This window comes from Streptomyces sp. D2-8, from assembly GCF_023184515.1.
Taxonomy (GTDB): domain Bacteria; phylum Actinomycetota; class Actinomycetes; order Streptomycetales; family Streptomycetaceae; genus Streptomyces.
Genome location: NZ_JAAHBP010000001.1, coordinates 995284 through 1018605, shown reverse-complemented (window position 1 = coordinate 1018605; position 23322 = coordinate 995284). Strand labels below are relative to the sequence as shown.

The 23322-nt window shown below is 73.0% G+C and carries 22 protein-coding genes and 1 riboswitch; of the genes, 11 read left to right on the top strand and 11 right to left on the bottom strand.

Going from position 1 to position 23322, the window contains the following annotated elements:
* Positions 1-5 precede the first annotated feature (5 nt).
* A complete protein-coding gene (locus G3I77_RS04560) occupies positions 6-455 on the bottom strand; it encodes a hypothetical protein (protein ID WP_248501239.1) in 450 nt (149 codons plus the stop codon).
* Positions 456-486: 31 nt separating this feature from the next.
* Positions 487-1485, bottom strand: a complete 999-nt coding sequence (gene rsmH / locus G3I77_RS04555; RefSeq protein WP_282572399.1) for a 16S rRNA (cytosine(1402)-N(4))-methyltransferase RsmH — start codon at positions 1483-1485, stop codon at positions 487-489.
* Between the two features lie 389 nt (positions 1486-1874).
* Between rsmH and G3I77_RS04550 the strand changes: the two genes are divergently transcribed.
* From G3I77_RS04550 to G3I77_RS04535, 4 genes are all read left to right on the top strand, one after another.
* On the top strand, positions 1875-2426 hold the full coding sequence (locus tag G3I77_RS04550) for a carbonic anhydrase (protein WP_248501236.1): 552 nt from the start codon (positions 1875-1877) through the stop codon (positions 2424-2426).
* A gap of 301 nt (positions 2427-2727) precedes the next feature.
* The gene (locus G3I77_RS04545; RefSeq protein WP_248501234.1) at positions 2728-3768 is read left to right on the top strand and encodes a MoxR family ATPase; all 1041 of its coding nucleotides are present in this window, start codon (positions 2728-2730) and stop codon (positions 3766-3768) included.
* Positions 3768-5129 (top strand): DUF58 domain-containing protein, encoded by a 1362-nt coding sequence (locus G3I77_RS04540; protein WP_248501233.1) that lies wholly within the window; start codon positions 3768-3770, stop codon positions 5127-5129. Before G3I77_RS04545 ends, G3I77_RS04540 begins: the two co-directional genes overlap by 1 nt.
* Complete coding sequence (locus G3I77_RS04535; RefSeq protein ID WP_248501232.1) at positions 5129-7522, top strand: DUF3488 and transglutaminase-like domain-containing protein; 2394 nt, start codon at positions 5129-5131, stop codon at positions 7520-7522. Before G3I77_RS04540 ends, G3I77_RS04535 begins: the two co-directional genes overlap by 1 nt.
* Positions 7523-7823: 301 nt before the next feature.
* On the opposite strand, the gene G3I77_RS04530 is transcribed toward G3I77_RS04535, so the two are convergent.
* The 3 genes from G3I77_RS04530 to G3I77_RS04520 all read right to left on the bottom strand — a co-directional run bounded on the left by G3I77_RS04530 (position 7824) and on the right by G3I77_RS04520 (position 10103).
* Positions 7824-8222, bottom strand: a complete 399-nt coding sequence (locus G3I77_RS04530; RefSeq protein WP_248501230.1) for a DUF3040 domain-containing protein — start codon at positions 8220-8222, stop codon at positions 7824-7826.
* 279 nt (positions 8223-8501) lie between these two features.
* A complete protein-coding gene (locus G3I77_RS04525; protein WP_248501228.1) occupies positions 8502-9308 on the bottom strand; it encodes a methyltransferase in 807 nt (268 codons plus the stop codon).
* Between the two features lie 231 nt (positions 9309-9539).
* On the bottom strand, positions 9540-10103 hold the full coding sequence (locus tag G3I77_RS04520; protein WP_248501227.1) for an SAV_6107 family HEPN domain-containing protein: 564 nt from the start codon (positions 10101-10103) through the stop codon (positions 9540-9542).
* A gap of 167 nt (positions 10104-10270) precedes the next feature.
* Here G3I77_RS04520 and G3I77_RS04515 point away from each other — a divergent pair, with 167 nt between their 5' ends.
* The 4 genes from G3I77_RS04515 (at position 10271) to G3I77_RS04500 (ending at position 15894) form a co-directional block, all read left to right on the top strand.
* Positions 10271-11089 (top strand): ATP-binding cassette domain-containing protein, encoded by an 819-nt coding sequence (locus G3I77_RS04515; protein ID WP_248501225.1) that lies wholly within the window; start codon positions 10271-10273, stop codon positions 11087-11089.
* Positions 11061-13145, top strand: a complete 2085-nt coding sequence (locus G3I77_RS04510; protein ID WP_248501223.1) for a YhgE/Pip domain-containing protein — start codon at positions 11061-11063, stop codon at positions 13143-13145. Before G3I77_RS04515 ends, G3I77_RS04510 begins: the two co-directional genes overlap by 29 nt.
* 47 nt (positions 13146-13192) lie before the next feature.
* Positions 13193-13822, top strand: coding sequence for a TetR/AcrR family transcriptional regulator (locus G3I77_RS04505; RefSeq protein WP_248501222.1), 630 nt, complete (start codon positions 13193-13195; stop codon positions 13820-13822).
* Positions 13823-14403: 581 nt separating this feature from the next.
* Positions 14404-15894 carry an NAD(P)/FAD-dependent oxidoreductase gene (locus G3I77_RS04500; protein ID WP_248501221.1) on the top strand — a complete coding sequence of 497 codons (1491 nt, stop codon included), beginning with the start codon at positions 14404-14406 and terminating at the stop codon, positions 15892-15894.
* Between the two features lie 27 nt (positions 15895-15921).
* Here G3I77_RS04500 and G3I77_RS04495 read toward each other — a convergent pair whose 3' ends face one another.
* The 6 genes from G3I77_RS04495 to G3I77_RS04470 form a co-directional block, all read right to left on the bottom strand.
* Positions 15922-16857, bottom strand: coding sequence for a hypothetical protein (locus tag G3I77_RS04495; RefSeq protein WP_248501220.1), 936 nt, complete (start codon positions 16855-16857; stop codon positions 15922-15924).
* A 56-nt stretch (positions 16858-16913) separates the two neighbouring features.
* Positions 16914-17837, bottom strand: coding sequence for a methylenetetrahydrofolate reductase [NAD(P)H] (gene metF / locus G3I77_RS04490; protein WP_248501219.1), 924 nt, complete (start codon positions 17835-17837; stop codon positions 16914-16916).
* Positions 17838-17935: 98 nt separating this feature from the next.
* Complete coding sequence (gene thiE / locus G3I77_RS04485) at positions 17936-18595, bottom strand: thiamine phosphate synthase (protein ID WP_248501218.1); 660 nt, start codon at positions 18593-18595, stop codon at positions 17936-17938.
* Positions 18596-18870: 275 nt separating this feature from the next.
* Positions 18871-19236, bottom strand: a complete 366-nt coding sequence (locus G3I77_RS04480; protein WP_031131943.1) for an Rv2175c family DNA-binding protein — start codon at positions 19234-19236, stop codon at positions 18871-18873.
* A gap of 77 nt (positions 19237-19313) precedes the next feature.
* Positions 19314-20555, bottom strand: coding sequence for an FAD-dependent oxidoreductase (locus G3I77_RS04475; protein WP_248501217.1), 1242 nt, complete (start codon positions 20553-20555; stop codon positions 19314-19316).
* A 32-nt stretch (positions 20556-20587) separates the two neighbouring features.
* Positions 20588-20938: a hypothetical protein gene (locus tag G3I77_RS04470; protein ID WP_248501216.1), complete on the bottom strand. Its 351-nt coding sequence runs from the start codon at positions 20936-20938 to the stop codon at positions 20588-20590.
* Between the two features lie 52 nt (positions 20939-20990).
* A riboswitch (TPP riboswitch) is annotated at positions 20991-21102 on the top strand.
* On the opposite strand from G3I77_RS04470, the gene thiO reads away from it, so the two are divergent.
* The 3 genes from thiO to G3I77_RS04455 all read left to right on the top strand — a co-directional run bounded on the left by thiO (position 21100) and on the right by G3I77_RS04455 (position 23269).
* On the top strand, positions 21100-22272 hold the full coding sequence (gene thiO / locus G3I77_RS04465; protein WP_248501215.1) for a glycine oxidase ThiO: 1173 nt from the start codon (positions 21100-21102) through the stop codon (positions 22270-22272). Its footprint overlaps the riboswitch before it by 3 nt.
* Positions 22269-22469 carry a sulfur carrier protein ThiS gene (gene thiS, locus G3I77_RS04460; RefSeq protein ID WP_248501214.1) on the top strand — a complete coding sequence of 67 codons (201 nt, stop codon included), beginning with the start codon at positions 22269-22271 and terminating at the stop codon, positions 22467-22469. The genes thiO and thiS overlap by 4 nt, the downstream gene beginning before the upstream one ends.
* Positions 22470-22471: 2 nt before the next feature.
* Entirely contained in the window at positions 22472-23269 is a 798-nt protein-coding gene (locus G3I77_RS04455; RefSeq protein ID WP_248501213.1) for a thiazole synthase, read from the top strand.
* Positions 23270-23322: the final 53 nt, after the last annotated feature.

Below are 23322 nucleotides of genomic sequence, written 5' to 3'. Positions count from 1 at the left end.
TTCCGTCACCTGCCGGGGGTCGGGGCGGGGCCGTTGGGCATGGCCTCGGGGGCGAGGACCAGGGGCGTGTGCGCGGAGGACTGCCGGACTCCGGGGGCGGCGCTGGGCACGCCCTTGACGGTGCCGTCGGGCTCGAGGAAGGCGGGGTCGCCGCCGGGCACCATGCCGAGCTCACGGGCGCGGCGCTGCAGGGCGTCGGGAGCGGAGTAGGCGTCGATGTCCCGCTGGAGGGCCTGCTCCTCGTCGGTGAGGTTCTTGGTTCCGCTCTGGAGGTCGTCGAGTTTGAACGCGCCTTCGCTGAGGGCCGAGTTCAGCACCAGGAGGGCGATGAGACCGCCGCCGAGGAGGAGGACGACCAGGAGGACGAAGGGCGTGCGGGCCGCCTGCCCGGGGCCGGTCGGGAGGAGGCGCGCGAGTCGGGCCGCCCTCCCCTTCAGTTCGGGTTTGCCGCTCACGCACGCTCCCTCGGTCCGGCCTGCTCACGCCTCACTCGACGTCCTCCCTGATGCGCTGGGCGCCGCGCAGCCGCGCCGGTGCCGCTCGCCGGTTCTCGGCGATCTCCTCTTCGGTGGGGAGTTCGGCACCGCGCGTGAGGAGCTTGAGCCGCGGCTGGTAGCGCTCGGGGACGACGGGCAGCCCGGCCGGCGCGGTGGTGGCGGCGCCCGCCGCGAAGACCTGCTTGACCAGCCGGTCCTCCAGCGAGTGGTACGACAGGACCGCGATCCGCCCGCCGACGTCGAGCGCCTTCACCGCGGCCGGGATCGCCCGCTCCAGGACGGAGAGCTCGCCGTTGACCTCGATGCGCAGGGCCTGGAAGGTGCGCTTGGCCGGGTTGCCGCCGGTGCGCTTGGCGGCCTGCGGCAGGGCGTCGCGGATCAGCTCGACCAGCCGCGCGCTGTTGCTGAACGGCTCCTTCTCCCGCTCGCGCACGATCGCGCTCACGATCCGCTTGGCCTGCTTCTCCTCGCCGTAGGCCCGCAGGATGCGCACGAGTTCGCCCGGCGGGTAGGTGTTGAGGACCTCTGCGGCGCTGACGCCGGTCGTCTGGTCCATGCGCATGTCGAGCGGGGCGTCCTGGGCGTAGGCGAAGCCGCGGTCGGCCTCGTCGAGCTGCATGGAGGAGACGCCCAGGTCGAACAGGACGCCCTGCACGCGCGCGATGCCGAGCCGGTGCAGCACCTCGGGGAGCTCGTCGTAGACGGCGTGGACGAGGGTGGCGCGCTCGCCGTAGGGCGCGAGGCGCTCGCCGGACAGCCGCAGGGCCTCCTTGTCGCGGTCGAGCGCGACGAGCCGGGTCTCGGGGAACCTCGCGAGGAGCGCCTCGCTGTGGCCGCCGAGGCCGAGGGTGCAGTCGACGACCACGGCGTCCGGGCCCTCCAGGGCGGGTGCCAGCAGATCCAGGCACCGCTGGAGCATCACCGGGACGTGTCGACTCTCTCCCTCCCGTCGCCCACCACCCTCATTCGAATGCGCTTCGCGCCCCATCGATCCCGGGCCCTCTCAGATCCGGCGCGGCCGTACGCACCGCCGGGTCCCCGCCCGCTCGTGAAGGGGAGGCCTGCCGGCGCCGGGAGCGTCAGCCGACCGGGAGCGGGAGGAGGCCGAGCCGTACGTACGCGCCGCGCACGCGGGGAGACCTCCGGTCGTCGCCGGGGTCTCCGAAGAATTCAGTCCAGCGGGGAGTCTCGCCTCCCGCTTCGCGTCACTTTAGTCCACCGTGTCGCCCGGTCAATCAACCGGCCTGCGCGTCGCCGCCGTTCGCACGGAGACCCGGGCGCCACTCTTGTGGGTTACCTCACAACCGTCCCTCGACGGCATTCTTTGTCCACTCTCACAGGAGGCCTGGACGGGGTGTGACCAGTAACGTCATACCTATGACGACTTCTGCATCGGTTCCCACAGGTTCGGAGAGCGCCATCGCGGCCGGCGACACGGTCACGGACCGCCTCGTCGAGTCCAACGCCCGGTACGCCGACGCCTTCACCGATCCGGGGATGGACGCCCGGCCCGTCCTGCACGTCGCCGTCGTGGCCTGCATGGACGCCCGTCTCGACCTGCACGCGGCACTCGGCCTGGAGCTCGGCGACTGCCACACGATCCGCAACGCGGGCGGTGTCGTCACCGACGACGTGATCCGCTCCCTCACCATCAGCCAGCGCAAGCTGGGCACCCGCAGCGTGGTCCTCATCCACCACACCGGCTGCGGCCTGGAGAGTCTCACCGAGGACTTCCGCAACGAGCTGGAGGCCGAGGTCGGCCAGCGCCCCGCGTGGGCCGTGGAGTCCTTCCGGGACGTCGACCAGGACGTGCGGCAGTCGATGCAGCGCGTGCGCACCTCGCCGTTCGTGCCGCACACCGACGACGTGCGCGGATTCGTGTTCGACGTGAAGACCGGCCTGCTGCGGGAGGTCGACCCGGCCTCCTGACCCGGCCTGCCGACCTGGGCGCCGCGGGCCTCCCGCCCCGGAAGGCCACCTGCTGTAGCTGTCGAAAACCTGTCAGTCACGCGTTCGAATGGCGGCAAGACCGACATATCGCGGCCAGTTGTCCACAGTCGAGTGACACGAAACGGTAACGGCAGCAAGAATGCGGGAGTGGCGTCGCGCGGAACTTTTCACGCGTGGTGTCCGTGGTTCGGGGTGGGCCGGCCTGCGTCATGCGGCGTCGGCCGGGAAATTGGGGTATCCCGCGCTTCCAGGGAGCAAGGGAAAGGCCGAGGAGGGCCGGGTGACGACCTATGACGATCGAGCGAGCCTCACTGATCTGACCGCCGTGGTGGAACGCGTGCGGGAGTCGGTGGAAGGCGTGATCGAGGGCAAGCCCGAGGTCGTACGGCTCTCGCTGACCGTACTGCTCGCCGAGGGACATCTGCTGATCGAGGATGTCCCGGGAGTCGGCAAGACGATGCTGGCCAAGGCGCTGGCGCGGTCCATCGACTGCTCGGTGCGGCGCATCCAGTTCACGCCCGACCTGCTGCCGTCGGACATCACCGGTGTGTCCATCTGGGACCAGCAGCGCCGCGACTTCGAGTTCAAGCCGGGCGCGATCTTCGCGCAGGTGGTGATCGGCGACGAGATCAACCGCGCCTCGCCCAAGACGCAGTCCGCGCTCCTGGAGTCGATGGAGGAGCGGCAGGTCACCATCGACGGCAAGACCTACGAGCTGCCCAGCCCCTTCATGGTGGTGGCGACGCAGAACCCGGTCGAGATGGAGGGCACCTACCCGCTGCCGGAGGCCCAGCGCGACCGTTTCATGGCCCGGGTGTCGGTCGGCTACCCGAGTGCGGAGGCCGAGCTGCAGATGCTGGACGTGCACGGCGGCGTCTCGCCGCTGGAGGACCTCCAGCCGGTGGCCCACGCGCACGAGATCCTCAAGCTCATCGAGGCGGTGCGCGGTGTGCACGTCGCCGAGCCGGTCCGGCGCTACGCGGTCGACCTGGTCGGCGCCACACGCACGCACCCCGACCTGAGACTCGGCGCCTCACCGCGCGCGACGCTGCACCTGCTGCGCGCGGCGAAGGCGTCCGCGGCCCTCAGCGGCCGGGAGTACGCGCTGCCGGACGACGTGCAGGCCCTCGCCGGGGCCGTCCTGGCCCACCGGCTGCTGCCCACCGCCCAGGCCCAGCTCAACCGGCGCACCGCCGAGCAGGTCGTCGAGGAGATCCTCCAGCGCACCCCGGTGCCGGCGGCGCCGCCGCAGCAGAGCGGCTTCGGCGGCCTGGGCCGTACGGCGCCGGCGTATCCCCAGCAGCCGCCGCGGAGGCTGTGATGACCACCGCGGGGGCGGGGCAGGCGGAAGCCGACCGGGGCGAGAAGGGCGGCATCCGCACCGCCCTGGCCGGTCTGACCACCCGCGGACGCTCCTTCCTGGCCGCCGGCGTCGCGGCCGCGATCTGCTCGTACGTACTCGGACAGAGCGACCTGCTGCGCGTGGGTCTGCTGCTGGCGGTGCTGCCGCTGGTGTGCGCGGCGGTGCTGTACCGCACGCGCTACCGGGTCGCCGGCAGCCGCCGGCTCTCCCCCGCGCGCGTGCCCGCCGGCAGCGAGGCCCGGGTCCACCTGCGGATGGACAACGTCTCGCGGCTGCCCACGGGCCTGCTGATGCTCCAGGACCGGGTGCCGTACGTGCTCGGCCCCCGGCCCCGCTTCGTGCTCGATCGGGTGGAGGCGGGCGGCCGCCGCGAGGTGTCCTACCGGGTGCGCTCCGACCTGCGCGGCCGCTACCCGCTGGGCCCGCTCCAGCTGCGCCTGACCGACCCGTTCGGCATGTGCGAGCTGACCCGGTCCTTCTCGACGTACGACACGCTCACGGTCATCCCGCGTGTGGAGCCGCTGGCGCCGGTGCGCCTCAGCGGCGAGGCGAAGGGCTACGGCGACGGGCGGCAGCGTTCGCTCGCCCTGGCCGGCGAGGACGATGTCATCCCGCGCGGCTACCGCTACGGCGACGACCTGCGCCGCGTGCACTGGCGCTCCACCGCCCGCTACGGCGAGCTGATGGTGCGCCGCGAGGAGCAGCCGCAGCGCGCCCGCTGCACGGTGCTGCTGGACACCCGGGGCATCGCCTACCAGGGCGCGGGACCGGACTCGGCCTTCGAGTGGGCCGTGTCGGGCGCCGCGTCCGTGCTGGTGCACATGCTCGAACGGGGCTATTCGGTACGGCTTCTGACGGACACCGGCAACGCGGTGCCCGGCGAGGGCGGTGACGGCTTCGCGGGCGCGAGCCAGGAGTCGGCGGACGCGGCCGGGCTGATGATGGACACCCTCGCGGTGATCGACCACTCCGACGGCGCGGGCCTGTCCCGGGCCTACGACGTGCTGCGCGGCGGGAACGAGGGGCTGCTGGTGGCCTTCCTCGGCGACCTGGACGAGGACCAGGCGGCCGTGCTGGGCCGGATGCGGCAGCGCAGCCCGGGCGCGGTCGCCTTCGTGCTGGACAGCGACACCTGGGTGCGGGAACCGAGCGATGTGCCCGGCCCGTTGGACGGGAGCGGGGAGCGGCTGCGCATGCTGCGCGAGGCGGGGTGGACGGCCCTGCGCGTGCCGCGGGGCGCCTCCGTGGACGAGCTGTGGCGGCAGGCCGACCGGGAGCGCAGGGGCGTGGCCGCCGCGAGCGGCGGGGAGGGACCGTGATGAGCGGGCGGGTACGACTGACGCTGAGTGCCTGGGCGGCCACGCTGATGGCCGCGTGCGCCCTGCTGCCCCTCGTCCAGCCGGCCACGTGGATCGTGCAGGCGGCCTTCCTGCTGGCCCTGCAGTCGGGCGTGGGGACCGCCGCCCGCAGGGTGCCACTGGCCCGGCCGCTGACGGTGGCGGCGCAGGCCGTGGTCACCGTCGTGCTGCTGACCTTCGTCTTCGCCCGTGAGCAGGCCCTGGCCGGGCTGATCCCCGGGCCGCGGGCCTTCGACCGCTTCGCGCTCCTGCTCCAGCAGGGCGGGGACGACGTCGCGCGGTACGCGATCCCGGCGCCCCTGGAGTCCGACGGCATCCGGCTGATGCTCATCGGCGGGGTCCTGATCATCGGCCTGCTGGTGGACGCCCTCGCGGTGACCTTCCGCAGCGCCGCCCCGGCCGGGCTGCCCCTGCTGGCGCTGTACTCCGTGGCCGCGGGGCTGTCCGACGGGGGCACGGACTGGCTGTGGTTCCTGGTGGCGGCGGCCGGCTATCTGATGCTGCTCCTGGCCGAAGGGCGGGACCGGCTCTCTCAGTGGGGGCGGGTCTTCGGCGGTGCCCCGCGCACGTCCGGCGGGGAGCCGAGCGGCGCGGTCGCCCCGGTCCGCACCGGCCGGCGCATCGGTGTGGTCGCGCTGGGCATCGCCCTGGTGGTGCCGCTCGGCCTGCCCGCGATGAACGGCGGCCTGCTGGACTCCGTGGGAGCGGGCGCGGGCGCCGGCCCCGGCGGCGGGGGCACGATCTCCGCCGTGAACCCGCTGGTGTCGCTGCGGGACAGCCTGAACGCGGACGAGGACCAGCAGGTGCTGTCCGTGCGGACCAAGATGGAAGACGTCTCGGACCTGTATCTGCGGATCGTGTCCCTGGACGACTTCGACGGCACCACGTGGAAACCGTCCCGCCGGTCCATCACCGCCGTCCCCGACGGCACCTTCCCGGACCCGGTCGGCCTCAGCCCGGACGTCAAGCGCACGAAGGTCGGCACCACGATCACGGCGGCCGACTGGTACGCCCAGGACTGGCTGCCGATGCCGTACCCGCCGAGCGGCGTGCGCATCAGCGGCAACTGGCGGTACGAGCCGCAGGGCATGACCCTGGTCGGTGACCACGGGCAGAACACGCGCGGCCTGACGTACCAGGTCACGAGCCTGGACGTGCGTCCGACGGCGGAGCAGCTCGCCTCGGCGGGGCCCGCGCCCGCGGACATCGAGCGCGACTTCACCGAGCTGCCCGACTCGCTTCCGTCGGTGGTGGCCCGCACCGCCCGCAAGGTCACCGCGGGCGCCGCCGACCCGTACGACCAGGCGGTCAAGCTCCAGGACTGGTTCGCCGTGACCGGCGGTTTCGAGTACGACACGCAGGTGCAGGTCGGCAGCGGCTCGCAGGCGATCGCCCGCTTCCTGAAGGACAAGCAGGGCTTCTGCGTGCACTTCTCCTTCGCGATGGCGGCGATGGCCCGCTCCCTGGGCATACCGGCCCGGGTCGCGGTGGGCTTCGCGCCCGGTTCCCCGCAGGCGGACGGCTCGGTTTCGGTGGGGCTGCGGGACGCGCACGCCTGGCCCGAGCTGTACTTCGAGGGCGTGGGCTGGACCCGCTTCGAGCCCACTCCCAACCGCGGCTCGGTTCCGTCGTACACCCTGCCGGACAGCCCCGACAGCTCGGCGCCCGACGCGGCGCGTCCGTCCCAGTCGACGTCCACCGCGCCCTCCACGGCGCCCTCTTCGAGCGAGAGCTGCACGCCGGAGCAGAAGAGGCTGGACGGCGGCTGCGCAAGCGAGTCGCCGCAGGCGGCGCTGCCCACGGACGACGACGGCCCGAAGTGGTACGCGTTCCTGGTGTGGGCCCTCGCCGGTCTCGCCGTCCTCGGCCTGCCCCTGGCTCCGATGCTGTGGCGGCAACGGACGCGCAGGGTACGGCTGGGGGCGCACGGCCGCAGCGAGGCGGACACGGCGCTGCACACGCTGGCCGTCTGGCAGGAGCTGACGGACACCGCGTGGGACTTCGGCGTCACGCCGGACGAGTCGCAGACACCGCGCAAGGCGGCCGCCCGGATCGTCCGCCTCGGCGACCTCGACGCGACGGCCGCGGCCTCGGTGCACCGGGTGGCGAACGCGGTGGAGCAGGTCCTGTACGCACCGCATCCCCGCCCGGTGGCGGGCCTCACGGACGACGTCCGCCGTGCGACGGCGGGCCTCGGCGCGGCGGTCAGCCGCCCGGCCAGGCTCCGCGCGCTGCTGGCTCCCCGTTCCACCGTGCGTGTGGTGTGGGAGGCGTCGGCCTGGTGGACGAGGGTCCGGGAACGCGCCGTGGCGCTGCGGCCCACATGGCGGAAGGCGTCGGGGCAGCAGAGCTGACGGGTACCTACGGCTGAGGGGTACGTACGGCTGAGGCCGGCCGGTGCGGATGCGCCGGCCGGCCGTGCTGTGTCCGGGGTCGGCCTGCCGTGCTGCGCCCGAGGCCCACAGGCCGTGCTGCGTCTGCGTTCGGCCTGCGATGCGAGGGCGCTCCGGCCACCGCTGTGTGCCCGGGGACCTCCCATGGCCTGCCTGACGGCTTGCACACGCATGCGTCAGGGGGCGACCACCTGGTCGGTGGTCACCCCCTGACGTACGTGTTCACGTAGTCCTGGAGAGCCTGGAGAGGCTGCGCGGAGGGCTAATGGCCGCCCTGCTCGTCGCGGCGCTTCTGCCAGCGCTGCTCGATGCGGTCCATCACGGAGCGGCGCTGTCTGCCCTGTCGGCGGGCCTGGGGCCCGGTGGCACCGGCCGCCTGTTCGCCCGGCTTGGGAGCCTTGCGCCAGCCGGTCACGGCGAGCACCGCACAGCCCAGCATGACGAGGAAGCCCACGACGCTGAGCCAGACCTGCTTGGCGACCATTCCAGCCATGAGGAGCGCGATACCTACGAGGAAGCCCGCGACCGCCTGGTAGACCCGTCGCCGGGTGTACGTGCGCAGCCCGCTTCCCTCAAGCGCTGTCGCGAACTTGGGATCTTCGGCGTACAGCGCTCGCTCCATCTGCTCGAGCATGCGCTGCTCGTGCTCCGAGAGCGGCACGGAGTCCTCCTCATCGTGCAGTCGCCGGGGCGACCCGGGGGGTCCCTTCAGGATAGGCAGGGAATCGCCCCCGTGAAACCCGCCCCTCTGCGCCAATTGACCAACCGGAACCCGCCATGGGCGTCCCGGCTCGCTGAGGCTTCCATTCCCCGGCGGCCGATCCGTCATGCCGGAACGGTCTCCCTCGATCATACGGCGCGGCGCACCCATTCGGGGGGCCTGTGGCGTACTCCATGCGCAGCCAAGGCGCTGATCAGCGGCGGTACCTCACGGAGCGGCTCAGGCCTCGACCGCCCCATCGGCCTCGCCGGCCCCACTCGTCTCACCGGTCCCACCGGTCTCACCCAGCACGTGCAGCTGGGTGGCCACCGAGTGGAAGGCGGGGAGCTCGGCCGCGGCCTCCTCCAGCTTCAGCAGCGCTTCCAGGGCTCCGGGCTCGGTGTCCACGAGGACGCCGGGCACGAGGTCGGCGAAGACCCGCACGCCGTGCACGGCGCCGACGCGCAGGCCCGCGCCCTCGACCAGTCCCGTGAGCTGCTCGGCGGTGAATCGGCGCGGTACGGGGTCACCCGTGCCCCATCGGCCGTTCGGGTCGTCGAGCGCTTGCCGGGCCTCCTTGAAGTGCCCGGCGAGGGCGCGGGACAGCACGGCACCGCCGAGGCCGGCCGCGAGCAGGCTGAGGACGCCCTCGGTGCGCAGGGCCGCCACCGCGTTGCGGACGCCCTCGGCCGGGTCGTCCACGTACTCCAGGACGCCGTGGCACAGCACCACGTCGTAGCCACCGCGCTCGGCCACGTCGAAGAGGCCGTGGGCGTCGCCCTGGACGCCCTTGACCCGGTCGGCGACGCCGGCCTCGGCGGCGCGGCGCTCCAGGGCGAACAGCGCGTTGGGGCTGGGGTCGACGACGGTGACCCGGTGTCCGAGGCGGGCGACGGGCACCGCGAAGTTGCCGCTGCCGCCTCCGGTGTCGAGGACGTCCAGCGACTCCCGACCCGTGGCCTTGACCCGGCGGTCCAGGGCGTCCTGGAGGACCTCCCAGACCACGGCGGTACGGAGTGAGGCGCGGGGGCGCATCGGGTCCGACACGGCAGTTGACTCCTCGGCGCGGCACCGCCTCTTGCACGACGGCGCTAACGGGGCGTCTCCCCCGGCCCCGGCCACGGGGAGGGAAGACTTCAGGCGTCCCCCACCCTATTGCCTCGGCCGCGGCGTCCGGATGACCCGGTCCCGAGATGCCCCACGGGTCAGGCCGGCCCGTGCTTCTGAACGGACCTGGACCGCCGGCGCCGGGCCGGCCCGATGCCCGGCCCGGCCCGGTCAGCCCGCGTCCGGCATGTCCCTCCCCGCGCCGGGGCCCGCCGGCTGGTCCTGGTCCGGGCGGGGCTGCGGGAGGACCGGCTGGAGGACCAGCATCCGCTCGACGAGGCGCAGGAACATCGCCACGTCCCGTATCAGGTCGTCGGCGTCCCGGCCGGTGGCCGCGCCCTGGATGCCGGCCTCGGCCCGGGCGCGGCGCCGGGCACCGGCGGCGAACAGCGCGCTCCACTCGGTCAGTTCGGGCGCGATCTCGGGGAGCACTTCCCAGGCGCTCCGGATCTTGGCCCGGGCCCGGGGCGAGGTCTCCGGGCGCCCCCGGGCGGCGAGCACCGCGGCGGCGGTGCGCAGGGCGGCGAGGTGGGCCGTCGCGTAGCGCTCGTTCGGTGCTTCCAGGGCGGTGGCCTCGTCGAGGCTGGCGCGGGCCTGGGCGAGCAGGTCGAGGGCGGCGGGCGGGGCCGTGGCCCGGCGCAGCACGGGGTGCACGTCGCTCGCCGGGCCGGTCAGTGAGGGGGCAGGGCCGGTGGCGCGGCGCCGACGGGCGGCGGCTGCGTGGTAGTTGGCCATGACGAACCTCCTGTCGTCTGGGTGACGGCGCGTCCGTTACGGAGTGCCGTATGTGACCCATCGTGAGGTATGGCACTGACAATCCGTTCTGACCTGCTGTTTTGCTTCGCTCGTAGGTTCGGAGTAGTTTTTGCACTGACCAGTCAGTTCAAATTTAGGGGAGACTCGTGGGGGAACAGGCGGGAGGGGTGCGGATCGCCGCCGACGGCCTCGGGGTCAAGGGGCCACGGGGGTGGGCGGTCCGCGGGATCACCGTCGACGCCGAGCCGGGTGCGCTCATCGCGGTCGAGGGCCCGTCCGGGTCCGGCCGTACGTGCCTGTTGCTCGCGCTGACGGGGCGGATGAAGGTCTCGGAGGGCGCGGCCGCCGTGGGCGGCGCGCGGCTGCCGAAGCAGATGACGGCGGTCCGCGGCATCAGCGCGCTGGCACATGTCCCGGGGGTCGCCGACCTCGACCCGGCGTTGACCGTCGGCGAGCACCTGCGGGAACGGGCGCTGCTCCAGCGGCGGTTCGGCGCATCGCTGCGCGGCCTCCTGCGGCCCCGCGGCGAGCGGGCGGCCGAGGCCCGGCAGCGCGTCGAGGCCGCGCTCGAAGCCGCCGGTCTCGACCTCGAGGCACTGCCCAAGGGGCTGCGCACGGCCGTACGGGATCTGGAGCGTCTGGAGGCGCTGCGGCTGTCGGTGGCGCTCGCCCTCGTCGGCGGGCCCCGGCTGCTCGGCGTCGACGACACCGATCTCAAGCTCTCGGACGGTGAGCGGGAGGAGGTCTGGGCACTGCTCAGGTCCCTGGCCGACGCCGGGACGACGGTCCTGGCGGTGTGCAGCGAGGCTCCCGAGGGGGCCGTCAAGGTCTCCACGGCGGAGAGCCCCGAAGATCCGGCAGCCGAGGACGCTCAGGCCGACCAGGGAGACCAGGCCGATCAGGCCGATCAGGCCGACAGGGGAGAGGAGAAGGCCGATGCGATCGCCGAAACTGGCCGCGCTTGAGCTGCGCCGCTTCGGGCGGGGGAAGCTGCCGCGCGCCGCGCTGGTCGCGCTGCTGGTGCTGCCACTGCTGTACGGCGCGCTGTACCTGTGGTCGTTCTGGGACCCCTACGGCCGCCTGGACCGGATCCCGGTGGCGCTCGTGAACGACGACAAGGGGGCGACCGCCGACGGGAAGAAGGTCACGGCGGGCGACGACATCACGAAGGGCCTGCGTGACAGCAAGACCTTCGACTGGCGGGAGGTGAGCGCCGCCGAGGCCCGCAGGGGCGTCGAGGACGGCAGCTACTACCTGTCGCTCACCATGCCCGCCGACTTCAGCGAGCGGATCGCCTCCAGCTCCGGGAACACCCCGGAGACCGGCGCCCTCCAGGTGCGCACGAACGACGCGAACAACTACATCGTCGGGCAGATCTCCCGGACGGTCTTCGGCGAGGTGCGGCAGGCGGCGTCCAAGAAGACGTCGCGGTCCTTCCTGGACAAGATCTTCGTGTCGTTCTCCGACATCCACGGCAAGACCGTCAAGGCGGCGAAGGGGGCCGACCGGCTCAAGGGCGGTATCGGCAAGGCCGAGAAGGGCTCCAAGGACCTCGCCGACGGCCTGAAGGACGCCGAGGACGGCAGCGGCAAGCTCTCCACGGGCCTGAAGAAGCTCCACACGGGCGCGGGTGACCTGGAGGACGGCTCGAAGCAGGTCGCGGAAGGCACGCAGAAGCTGGCCGACCGGGTCAACGACACCGCCGACAAGGTCGGTCCCTTCCTGAAGGGCAACGAGAAGACCATCGGCGACACCGCCCAGCTGGTCGCCGACACCTCCGGGGTGATCCGCAAGCACCTGGACACCCTGGTGAAGACGGCCCCGACCGCCGCCAAGGGCGCCCGCGCGGCGTCCGGCACGCTGAACGACGTGTACGCCAGGCGCTGCGACGATCCCGTCCTGCCCGACGCGGCCTGCTCCGACCTGAAGAAGGCCAAGGACGCGGCGGCCGACGTGACGCTCATCGCGGACGACCTCAACACGCTGATCGCGGACCAGGACGGCGACCTGGACAAGCTCGACAAGCACCTCGCCACCCTCCAGAAGCAGTCCCAGGCCCTGGCGAACCGCGCACCGCACCTCTCCGAGGACCTCGCCGACGCCGTCAAGAAGATCAACAAGCTGAACGACGGAGCGGCCGAGGTGGCCGCCGGCGCGAAGAAGCTGCACAAGGGGATCGGCACGGCCAAGACCGGTGCCGTCGACCTGGACAAGGGCGTCGGCAAACTGAAGACGGGCGCGGACGACCTCAACGGCGGCATCTTCAAGCTCGTCGACGGCTCCGGGAAGCTCGCCGGCGGCCTGCACGACGGGGCGGAGCGGATCCCCGACTACGACGAGCAGGACCGCGACCGGCGCACCGAGGTCATGGCCGACCCCGTGCGGCTCGCCTCCCATGACCTGCACAAGGCGCCCAATTACGGCACCGGGTTCGCCCCGTACTTCATCCCGCTGTCCCTGTGGGTGGGCGCGATGGTGGCGTACATGCTGATCACGCCCATGAACCGGCGGGCGCTCGCCGCGGGCGCCTCGGCGTGGCGGATCGCACTGGCGGGCTGGCTGCCGGTGGTGGCGATCGGCGTGCTCCAGACGGTGGCTCTGATGTCGGTGCTGCACTGGGCGGTCGGCCTGCAGATGGTGCGGGCGGCCGGGACGGTGGGCTTCCTGTTCCTGGTGACGGCGTGCTTCGCGGCGATCGTGCAGTGGCTGAACGCGCGCTTCGGGGCGGCGGGCCGGATCCTCGTCCTCGCGTTGCTGATGCTCCAGCTGACCTCGGCGGGCGGCACGTACCCCGTGCAGACCAGCCCCGGGTTCTTCAACGCGCTCCACCCGTTCCTGCCGATGAGCTACGTCGTCGAGGCCCTCAGGCGGCTCATCACCGGCGGTGGACTCGATCCGGTGTGGCAGGCGTGCGTGGTGCTGACGGCGTTCACCGCCGGCGCCCTCGCGCTGACCGCCGTGGCGGCCCGCCGGCGCCAGGTGTGGACGCTGGACCGGCTGCACCCGGAGCTGAGCCTGTGAGCCCCACCGGCACGTCTCCCGGAAAGGTTCCTGTGACAATCAGGACCATGGAAAGCAGCAGTGCCGCGTCGGGCGGCAGCACGCGCCGCGAGGCCACCCGGCAGAAGCTCTACGAGGCGGCCGTCACGCTCATCGCCGAGCAGGGGTTCTCCGCCACGACCGTGGACGAGATCGCCGAGCGAGCCGGGGTCGCGAAGGGCACGGTCTACTACAACTTCGCGAGCAAGTCCGTCCTCTTCGAGGAACTGCTGCGGCACGGAGTGGGTCTGCTGGCCGCCTCCCTGCGGGAAGCGGCCGAGCGGACCGCACGGGAGGACGGCAGCAAGGTCGACGCCCTGGACGCGATGATCCGAGCGGGGCTGGTCTTCATCGACCGCTACCCGGCCTTCACTCAGCTGTACGTGGCCGAGCTGTGGCGCACCAACCGGGCCTGGCAGTCCACGCTGATGGTGGTCCGGCAGCAGGTCGTCGCGGTCGTGGAGGACGTGCTGCGCGACGGCGTGGCGGGTGGCGAGTTCAGCGAGGAGATCGACGTCTCGCTGACGGCGTCCGCCCTGGTCGGCATGGTCCTGGTGGCGGCCCTCGACTGGAAGTCCTTCCAGCCGGAACGCTCCCTGGACGACGTCCACGCGGCGCTGTCCCGCCTGCTCCAGGGACGGGTGAGCGGCTGCCGCTGACCGCACGGGGGGGGGCTGGAGAGCTGCTGCCGCTGACCAGGCGCGGCGCGCGGGTGAGCGGCTCTCCCCGCCCGCTCGGGTCGGCGGTGTGAGCGGCTGCCGCCGACCCGTGCGGGCGGCGCGGAGGTGAAGGCGCCGGTCCGGTGTGGCCGCGCAGGCGCGGATGCGAAAGCGCCGGTCCGGTGTGGCCGCGTCCCCCGCGGGCCACCCCGAACCGGCGCCTTCCCTGCTTCCCCCGTACGTCCCCCCGCAGGACCCCCGTTCGGTCGTCCCCCGGTACTCCCCCGTGCCTCGCTCCCGCCGGCACCGCCGGCGGAAGGAGCGGATCGTGGGCCGGCCCCGTTCCGGCGCCCCGTGTCGCCGGTGCCGGAGCCGCGCCCCTTTCCGTGTCTCCACTCTCTCCTTCCGGCGGGTCCTCCCCCATCCGCGCGCGTACTCAACTCCTCGCCTAGGTACACGTACTCACCCCTGCGCGCGCGGCCCCAGGACGCTCCGTCGGCGCCTGGTCACGATCACGTCCGCGCGGGTACTCGGAGGTGGTCGGCGAAGTGCTGTCAGCGGGGGCCGATAAAGTCCCTGGCATGGCACGGATTGCGGTGATCGGCGCCGGGATGGGCGCGCTGACGGCTGCCGCCCGGCTGGCCGTCGCGGGCCACCGGGTGGCGGTGTACGAGCGGACGGACACCTACGGCGGGGCATTGCGCCGCTTCGAGCGCGACGGGTTCTCCTTCGACACCGGCCCCGCCCTGCTGACGCTGCCTGCCGTCTACCGCGACCTGTTCGTCAAGACCGGCAAGGAGCCGCTGGAGTCCCGCGTCGAGCTGGTCCAGGTCGACCCGTCGTCACGGCACGTGTTCGCGGACGGCACCGAGGTGTCACTGCGGAACGCCTCGCGCGCGGGCGTCGTCGCCGCCCTGGACGAGGGGCTCGGCGCGGGCGCCGGGAAGCGCTGGGGCGACTTCCTGGTCCGGGCCCGCGAGGCCTGGGACCGCACCCGCCGGCCGCTCCTGGAGGAGCCGCTGTGGCCGAACTGGCGGGTACTGGCCGAGCGTGAGCCCTACCCCTCGGTGCCCCACAAGCGGCTGCTGCGCACCCGCCGGGCCGGCACACTCGCCGAGATCGGCGCCTGGGAGCTGCGCGACCCCCGGCTGACGGCACTCCTGGAGAGCCATGCCCTCGGCCACGGCCTGGACCCCCGGGTCGCCCCGGCCAGCGCGGCCGTACTGCCGTACATGGAGCACGCCTTCGGCACCTGGTACGTGCGCGGCGGCCTGCGCGAGCTGGCGCGGGCGGTGTACGAGCGGTGCCTGGCCCGGAAGGTCGAGTTTCACTTCGGCGCCGACGTCACCGGTGTGCTGGAGAAGGACGGCCGGGCGTCGGGGGTGGAGCTGGCCGACGGGTCCCTCGTGGAGGCGGACTTCGTGGTCGCCGGCGTCGCGCCCGGCACCCTGGCCCGGCTGACGGCGGGCACCGTCGTACGGGGTGACGGCGAGGTGCCGCCGCAGCCGGCGGCGGCCGCCCGGCTGACCCTCCTGCTGGCCCTGCGTGGCGCCCGCCCCGAGGGCACGGCACACCGCACGGTGGTGCACACCCCCGACCGCGAGGCCGAGCTGGACGCCCTGTTCGGCACGGCGGCGGGGCAGCCCCGTCCCACGGTCACGGTGCTGCGGCCCGACGACCCGCGCCTGGCCCCCGCGGACCACGAGGCGGTCACCCTCACGACGGTGGTGCCCGCGCGGCCCGACCAGCCTCACGACGGCCTCGTCGACCAGATGCTCTCCGTCGCCGAACGCGCCGTACCCGGCCTGCGCGACCGCCTCCTCTGGCACCAGGTGCGCACCCCGGCCGACATCGCGGAGGCGACGGGCGCGGAGGGCGGGGCGGTGCCCGTGCCGGCCCTGGCGGCGGCCGGCGGACGGCTGCTGCATCCGTCCAACAGCACGCGGGTGCCGGGCCTGTTCACCGTGGGCGGCTGGGCCCATCCCGGCGGCGGACTGCCGCACGCGGGCATGTCGGGCGCGCTGGTCGCGGGACTGATCGTGGAGGGGCCGGAGTTCCGCGGCTCGCAGTGAGCACGCCGCCCCGGCAGGGCTCAGGCTTCAGAAACGGTACTGCTCGTCGAAGCCGTTCCCCTGCGGCTGCTGCCCGCCGCCCTGGTACGGGTACGGCTGCTCCGGCGGCAGCTCCTGCCCGTACTCGTCGGTGTTGCGCTGCTGCGGGACCCACACCCCGCCGGGCGGGGTCTCGCCGCCGTAGGTGCCCGCGTACTGGTCCTGGCCGTAACCCTGCTGGCCGTAGTACTGCTGGTCGCCGTACGTGCCGTCGTACGAGGCCTGGCCGTAGTTCGAGGAGCCGATGTACGGGTCGGAGTAGGAGGCGTACTGCTGCTGCCCGTTGGCGTCGTAGCCCTGCTGCTGGCCGTAGCCGGAGTAGTCGTAGGCGTAGGACTGGTCGGCGGCCTGGGCGGCGTACTGGTCATGGGCCTGCTGTCCCGCGGCCTGGTACCCGTTGTCGTAGACGCCGTAGGAGCCGGTGTCATCGGGCAAGGGCTGCGGCTCGTAGACGGACGTGGTCTCGGCGGACGTCGGCTGGTGGGCGGGGCGGGCCGGGGTGAAGACGTCGTCGCGGTCGTAGTCGTCGTCCTGGCCGAATGCGGCGGGGTCGCGGCGGTAGGCGCCGGCCTCGTCGTCGTAGCCGCCCTCGGCCTCCAGGCCGGAGACCTCCAGGGTCGGCTCACCGCGGCCGCGCTCACCGCGGCGCCGCTTGCTGCCGCCCAGCATGGGCGCGTTCATCGCCCAGCCGGCCGAGAAGCCGCTGCGGAACGAGAGGGTGACGTAGGTCTGTCCGACCGCGAAGGCGGCGGCGCCCAGGCCGATCACGACGACCTGCGAGATCAGGACACCGATGACGACGCCGAGGAAGCCGCCGAAGGCCAGCAGCCGCCAGCGCAGCCGGGCCTTGTACTGCAGCAGCACCTCGCCCAGCAGCCACAGCGCGACGATGCCGAACGCGATGTAGAGGACCGTCCAGCCCATGTACGCCCCTCTCCCAGTGGCCGCTACGCAGTGTGTCGTATACCGGTGCGAACGGTCTAGGCCTGCGGTGAGTGGTGCAGGCCCAGGTTCTCGTAGATTTCCAGTGTCGCGGTGGAGTTGTTGAGCGTGATGAAGTGCAAGCCGGGTACACCCTCGGCGAGCAGTTGCGCACAGAACTCCGTGGCGAATTCGATCCCAATGGAGCGTACAGCGGCCGGATCGTCTTTTGCTGTGAGGATCCGCTCTTTCAGGGCAGGCGGGAACGCGGCGTTGGTGAGGGACCCGATCCGCTCCAGCGTCTTCACGCTCGCGATCGGCATGACCTCGGGAATGATCGGGGTCTCGCAGCCGGCGGCCGCGACCCGGTCGCGCAGCCGGAGGTAGTCCTCCGGCTGGAAGAACATCTGCGTGATGGCGTAGTCCGCGCCCGCTCGGCACTTGTCGACGAAGTGGCGGACGTCGGTGTCCCAGTCGGCGGAGCGCGGGTGCATCGCCGGGAAGGCGGCGACGCCCACACAGAAGTCGCCGGACGCCTTGATCAGCTCGACGAGTTCGGCGGCGTAGGCGAGGCCCCGGGGGTGCGGCACCCAGTCGCCCATCGGGTCGCCGGGCGGGTCGCCGCGCAGGGCGAGCATGTTGCGGATCCCGGCGTCGGCGTACTGGCCGATGATGTTGCGCAGGTCGGCCACCGAGTGGTCGACCGCGGTGAGGTGGGCGATCGGGGTGAGGGTGGTGTCGGAGGCGATCGCCTCGGTCGCCTTGACCGTGCCCGCACGGGTGGAACCGCCCGCGCCGTAGGTGACGGAGACGAAGTCGGGCGCCACGGCCTCGACCCGGCGCAGCGCGTTCCACAGGTTCCGCTCGCCCTTCGGGGTCTTGGGGGCGTAGAACTCGAACGAGTACGTCGTCTTGCCTGCCGCGAGCATGTCGCGGACGGTGCGAGCGTGGTCCGACCTGATGGATGCGGTGCCGAGGGCCATACCGGCAGGTTAGCCAGGGGCGGTCGGTCCCCCAACCGGGGGCCGTTATTTGCCCGAATTGTCCACTTGTTGTCCATCCCTTGGACAAACCGTCGTAACTACGCCTCCCGGAGCCGCTTGGCGAACTCGGCCGCCGCGGCCCCCGGGTCGTCGGCCTCGGTGATCGCCCGTACGACGACGACGCGCCGGGCGCCCGCTTCCCGGATCTGGTCGAGGTTGCCCAGGTCGATGCCGCCGATGGCGAACCAGGGACGGTCGGTGCCGAGGGCGGCGGTGTACCGGACGAGGTCCAGGCCGGGGGCGTGTCGGCCGGGCTTGGTGGGGGTCGGCCAGCACGGGCCGGTGCAGAAGTAGTCCACGCCCTGCTGGACGGCGGCCGCGGCTGCCTCGGCCTCTGCGTGGGTGGAGCGGCCGATGAGGACGCCGTCGCCGAGGAGCGCGCGGGCCGCGGGGACCGGGAGGTCGCCCTGGCCGAGGTGCAGGACGTCGGAGCCGGCGGCGTGGGCGACGTCCGCCCGGTCGTTGACCGCGAGCAGCTTGCCGTGCCGGGCACAGGCGTCGGCGAAGACGGCCAGGTGCTCCAGCTCCTCACCGGCCTCCATGCCCTTGTCCCGCAACTGCACGATGTCGACCCCGCCGCTCAGCACGGCGTCGAGGAACTCCCCGAGGTCGTCCTGCCGCTTGCGCGCGTCGGTGCAGAGGTAGACCCGGGCGTCGGCGAGCTGGGCCCGTGCGGTAGCGGCTGCGGTGCCGGTCATGCGTGTCCCCCTGGGTGTCGTGGCGTGCGGGAGCGCCCCTGTCCCGCTACGAACCGCCTCGGGCACCTTACGCCTGCCCCCGCAACCCGCCACGGCGCACGGGGCGCCACCGGGCTCTCCATGGGGAAGCCCACGGCCCCGAACAGGCGCGAGCCGCCTGAACAGGCGCGAGCCACCCCGGGCCGTGACCCCTCGGGTCACGGCCCTCACATCGGGCGTTGTTCAGGTCCGGCCCCGCTCACACGGCACCGGACGGTTGTCCGGTCGAGGTCGGGTCAGACCGCGAGCGCCTGGGCGCGGCGCTTCACCTCCGTGCCGCGATTCTCGCTGAGCGCCTGCGCGGGGGTGCCGGGCAGGCTGGGGTCCGGGGTGAAGAGCCACTCCAGCATCTCTTCGTCCGTGAAGCCGTCGTCCCGCAGGAGCGTCAAGGTCCCGGACAGGCCCTTGACGACCTTGTCCCCGTCGATGAAGGCGGCGGGGACGTGCAGCGCGCGGTTCTCACCTCGGCGTACGGCGATGAGCTGGCCGTCCTTGACCAGCTGCCGCACACGCGTCACCTCGACGCCGAACTGTTCGGCGATGTCGGGGAGGGTGAGCCAGGCGGGGACGAGAGCATCGATCTTTGCGTCAATCTCGGTCACGGAAACCAGCCTGCCATTTGCCACTGACAGTCGGAAGTCGGCCCGGTCCACCCGGGCGCTCGCGCCGGGCCCGGCTCCTACGCCGTGGCCGCCTTCATGGGCCTGGCCGGATCCGTCAGCAGCACCGGATTCATCGGTGTGCCCGACTCGATCAGGCGGCGGCCCTGCGCAAGGTCCCGGGGCCTGCCCACCGCCAGCAGCGCGACCAGCCGCTCACCGCGCAGCCAGCACACCGTCCAGGCCGGTCCGGAGGCGTCACCCCGCCACAGGGTCGTGTCCGCGGCCGCGTGGTGCCCGGCGTACTGGACGAACCGCCCGAACTGCTCGGACCAGAAGTAGGGCACCGGGTCGTACACCGCCGGCGTCTCCCCCGTGGCCCGGCCGGCGATGTTCGCGGCGACCGTGCGTGGCCCCTGGAGGGCGTTGTCCCAGTGATGGACCAGCAGGCGCTCGCCGTAGCGCCCCGAGGGGAAGGAGGCACAGTCGCCGACCGCGTACACGTCCGGCACGGTCGTGCGCAGGTGCTCGTCGGCCACGATCTCGCCGTGGACGCCGAGCTCGATCCCGGAGCCGGCCAGCCAGGCCGTCGCGGGGCGGGCGCCGATACCGACGACGACCGCGCCCGCGGGCAGCCGCGAGCCGTCGTCGAGGAGCACGGCACCTGGCTCGACGCGCTCCACGCGCGCGTGCGTCCGCAGTACCGCGCCCGCGTCGGCGTACCAGCCGGCCATCGGGGCGGCGACCTCGGCGGGCAGTGCCCCGGCGAGCGGCCGTTCGGCGGCCTCGACGACGGTCACCGCGCAGCCCGCCTCGCGCGCGGCCGTGGCGAACTCCGCGCCGATCCAGCCCGCGCCGACGACCACGATGTCGTGCCGGCGGGCCAGCACGGGCCGCAGCCGCTCGGCGTCGTCCAGGGTGCGCAGCAGATGCACGCCGGGCACGCCCTCCGCGCCGGGCAGCCGGACCGGTTCGGCGCCGGTCGCGACGACCAGGACGTCGTACGGCACGGGCCCGTCCTCGGTGTCCAGCTCGTGGTCGGCGGGGCGCAGGCCCAGCACCTCGCAGCCGAGCCGCAGTTCGATGCCGAGGGCTTCGAAGTCGACGTCGAAGGCGGAGCCCTCGGACTTGCCGAGCAGGACGGCCTTGGACAACGGGGGCCGGTCGTAGGGCTGGTGGGGCTCGGCGCCGATCAGGATCACGTCACCGGTGAAGCCCCGCTCGCGCAGGGCGACCGCGGTCTGCACCCCGGCCATGCCCGCACCCGCCACGACGACGCGCCGCGGCGCGGACGAACCTGGTTCCTGCGTCTGCTCGCTCACCTGATCACCATAGACACCTGACGAAATGTCAGTCAGTGCTCATGCGCCGTGACCTGCTCCACAACGCTCGTGCCGTTGCCCCGCTGGGACTCCCACTCCCAGGTCTCCTCCAGCCGCACCCGCCCGTCGGGCAGTTCCACGACCGCCGAGACGCAGTGCCCCGAGGAAGTGGTCCCGTCCCGCTTGAGCTGGACGTACCGGAAGTCCAGCCGATCTCCTTCCCGGGTACCCACGAGATGCCCGCGTACGACGTCGCCGCCCGCGTACTCGGCCCAGATCTCGCCCTGCCGCTCGTGGTACGTGAACCGGGTGCGGGTGCCCACCTGGCCCGGTGCCTGGTCGGCGACCGGGGCGAGGACGAGACCGTCGAGGGATCGGGCCATGGACAGAGGCTCCCTTACTGCGGCATAGGGCATCGGGCTAGGGTGGCCAACGTAAAGCACTCGCGGGAGCCCGGACGCACCGGGCTGAGAGGGAGGCTGGCGGCCTCCGACCGTACGAACCTGATCCGGGTCATGCCGGCGAAGGGAGGGGCTGGACGCCCATGTCGCCTACGTCCACCACGTCAGACGTCCTTGTCATCGGGGGCGGGATCATCGGCCTGGTCACGGCCTGGCGGGCCGCGCAACGCGGGTTCGCCACGGCCGTCGTGGACCCCGAGCCGGGCGGCGGAGCCGCACAGGTGGCGGCCGGCATGCTGGCCGCCGTCACGGAACTGCACTACGGCGAGCAGACCCTGCTCGGCCTGAACCTCGCCTCCGCCCGGCGCTACCCGGACTTCGCGGCCGAGCTCACCGAGCTGACCGGCCAGGACCTCGGCTACCGCCGCTGCGGCACGCTCGCCGTGGCCCTGGACGCCGACGACCGGGCCCACCTGCGCGAACTGCACGCCCTGCAGCAGCAGTCGGGCCTGGAGTCGCAGTGGCTGTCGGGGCGCGAGTGCAGGCGCCTGGAGCCGATGCTCGCGCCGGGCGTGCGCGGCGGGCTGCGGGTCGACGGCGACCACCAGATCGACCCGCGGCGGCTGGCCGGGGCGCTGGTCGCCGCGTGCGAGCGGGCGGGCGTGGTCTTCCACCGGGCGTGGGCGGAGCGGCTGACCGTCGTACGGGACCGGGCCGCGGGCGTCGTCCTGGCCGACGGGACGGAGGCGACCGCCGGGCAGGTGGTGCTCGCCGGGGGGAGTCTCAGCGGACGGCTCGCGGGGGTCCCGGAGGACGTGCTGCCTCCCGTGCGGCCGGTGAAGGGGCAGGTCCTGCGGCTGACCATGCCCCAGCGGCACGGGCCGTTCCTGAGCCGGACCGTGCGCGCGGTGGTGCGCGGCAGCCACGTCTACCTGGTGCCGCGCGCGAGCGGCGAGCTGGTCATCGGGGCGACCAGCGAGGAACTGGGCTGGGACACCACCGTGACCGCGGGCGGCGTGTACGAGTTGCTGCGGGACGCGCACGAGCTGGTCCCGGGCATCACCGAGCTGCCGCTCACCGAGACCCGGGCCGGGCTGCGCCCCGGCTCCCCCGACAACGCGCCGCTGCTCGGCCCGACCGGCCTCGACGGGCTGCTGCTGGCCACCGGGCACTACCGCAACGGCATCCTGCTCACCCCGGTGACCGGCGACGCCATGGCGCACGTCCTGGCCACGGGTGAACTCCCCGCGGAGGCCCGCCCCTTCACCCCGAAGCGCTTCAGTCCCGCCACCGCACTCACGGAGCAGCCCGCATGAACATCTCCGTCAACGGGGAGCCCCGGGACGTCCGGCCCGGCACGGCTCTCGACGCCGTCGTGAAGTCGCTGACCGCATCACCCTCGGGCGTGGCCGCCGCCCTCAACGAAACCGTCGTCCCGCGCACGCGGTGGCCGTCCACGCCCCTCTGTGAGGGAGACCGCGTGGAAGTCCTCACGGCCGTCCAAGGAGGCTGACCATGGCCGACGATCCGTTTGTCCTCGGTGGTACGTCCTTCACCTCCCGCCTGATCATGGGCACGGGCGGGGCGCCCAGCCTCGACGTGCTGGAGCGGTCGCTGGTCGCGTCCGGGACGGAGCTGACGACGGTCGCGATGCGCCGGGTGAACGCCTCGGTGCACGGCTCGGTGCTGTCCGTCCTCGACAAGCTCGGCATCCGGGTGCTGCCCAACACGGCGGGCTGCTTCACCGCCGGTGAGGCCGTCCTCACGGCCCGCCTCGCGCGCGAGGCCCTCGGCACCGACCTGATCAAGCTGGAGGTCATCGCCGACGAGCGCACGCTGCTGCCGGACCCGATCGAGACACTGGAGGCGGCCGAGACACTGGTCGACGACGGGTTCACGGTGCTGCCGTACACCAACGACGACCCCGTGCTGGCGCGGAAGCTGGAAGACGTGGGCTGCGCGGCGATCATGCCGCTCGGCTCGCCGATCGGCTCCGGGCTCGGGATCCGCAACCCGCACAACTTCCAGCTGATCGTCGAGCACGCGCGCGTGCCGGTGATCCTGGACGCCGGCGCCGGTACGGCCTCGGACGCGGCGCTGGCGATGGAGCTGGGGTGTGCGGGTGTGATGCTCGCCTCGGCGGTGACGCGGGCGCAGGAACCCGTGCTGATGGCCGACGCCATGCGGCATGCCGTGGAGGCGGGACGGCTGGCCCACCGGGCCGGGCGGATTCCCCGGCGGCACTTCGCGGAGGCGTCGTCGCCGACGGAGGGCATGGCCGTACTGGATCCGGAGCGGCCCGCTTTCCGGTAGCGGGCAGGGCACACGTCACAGGTCGGCTGCAGTCCCGCCCCGGAAACAGCCGG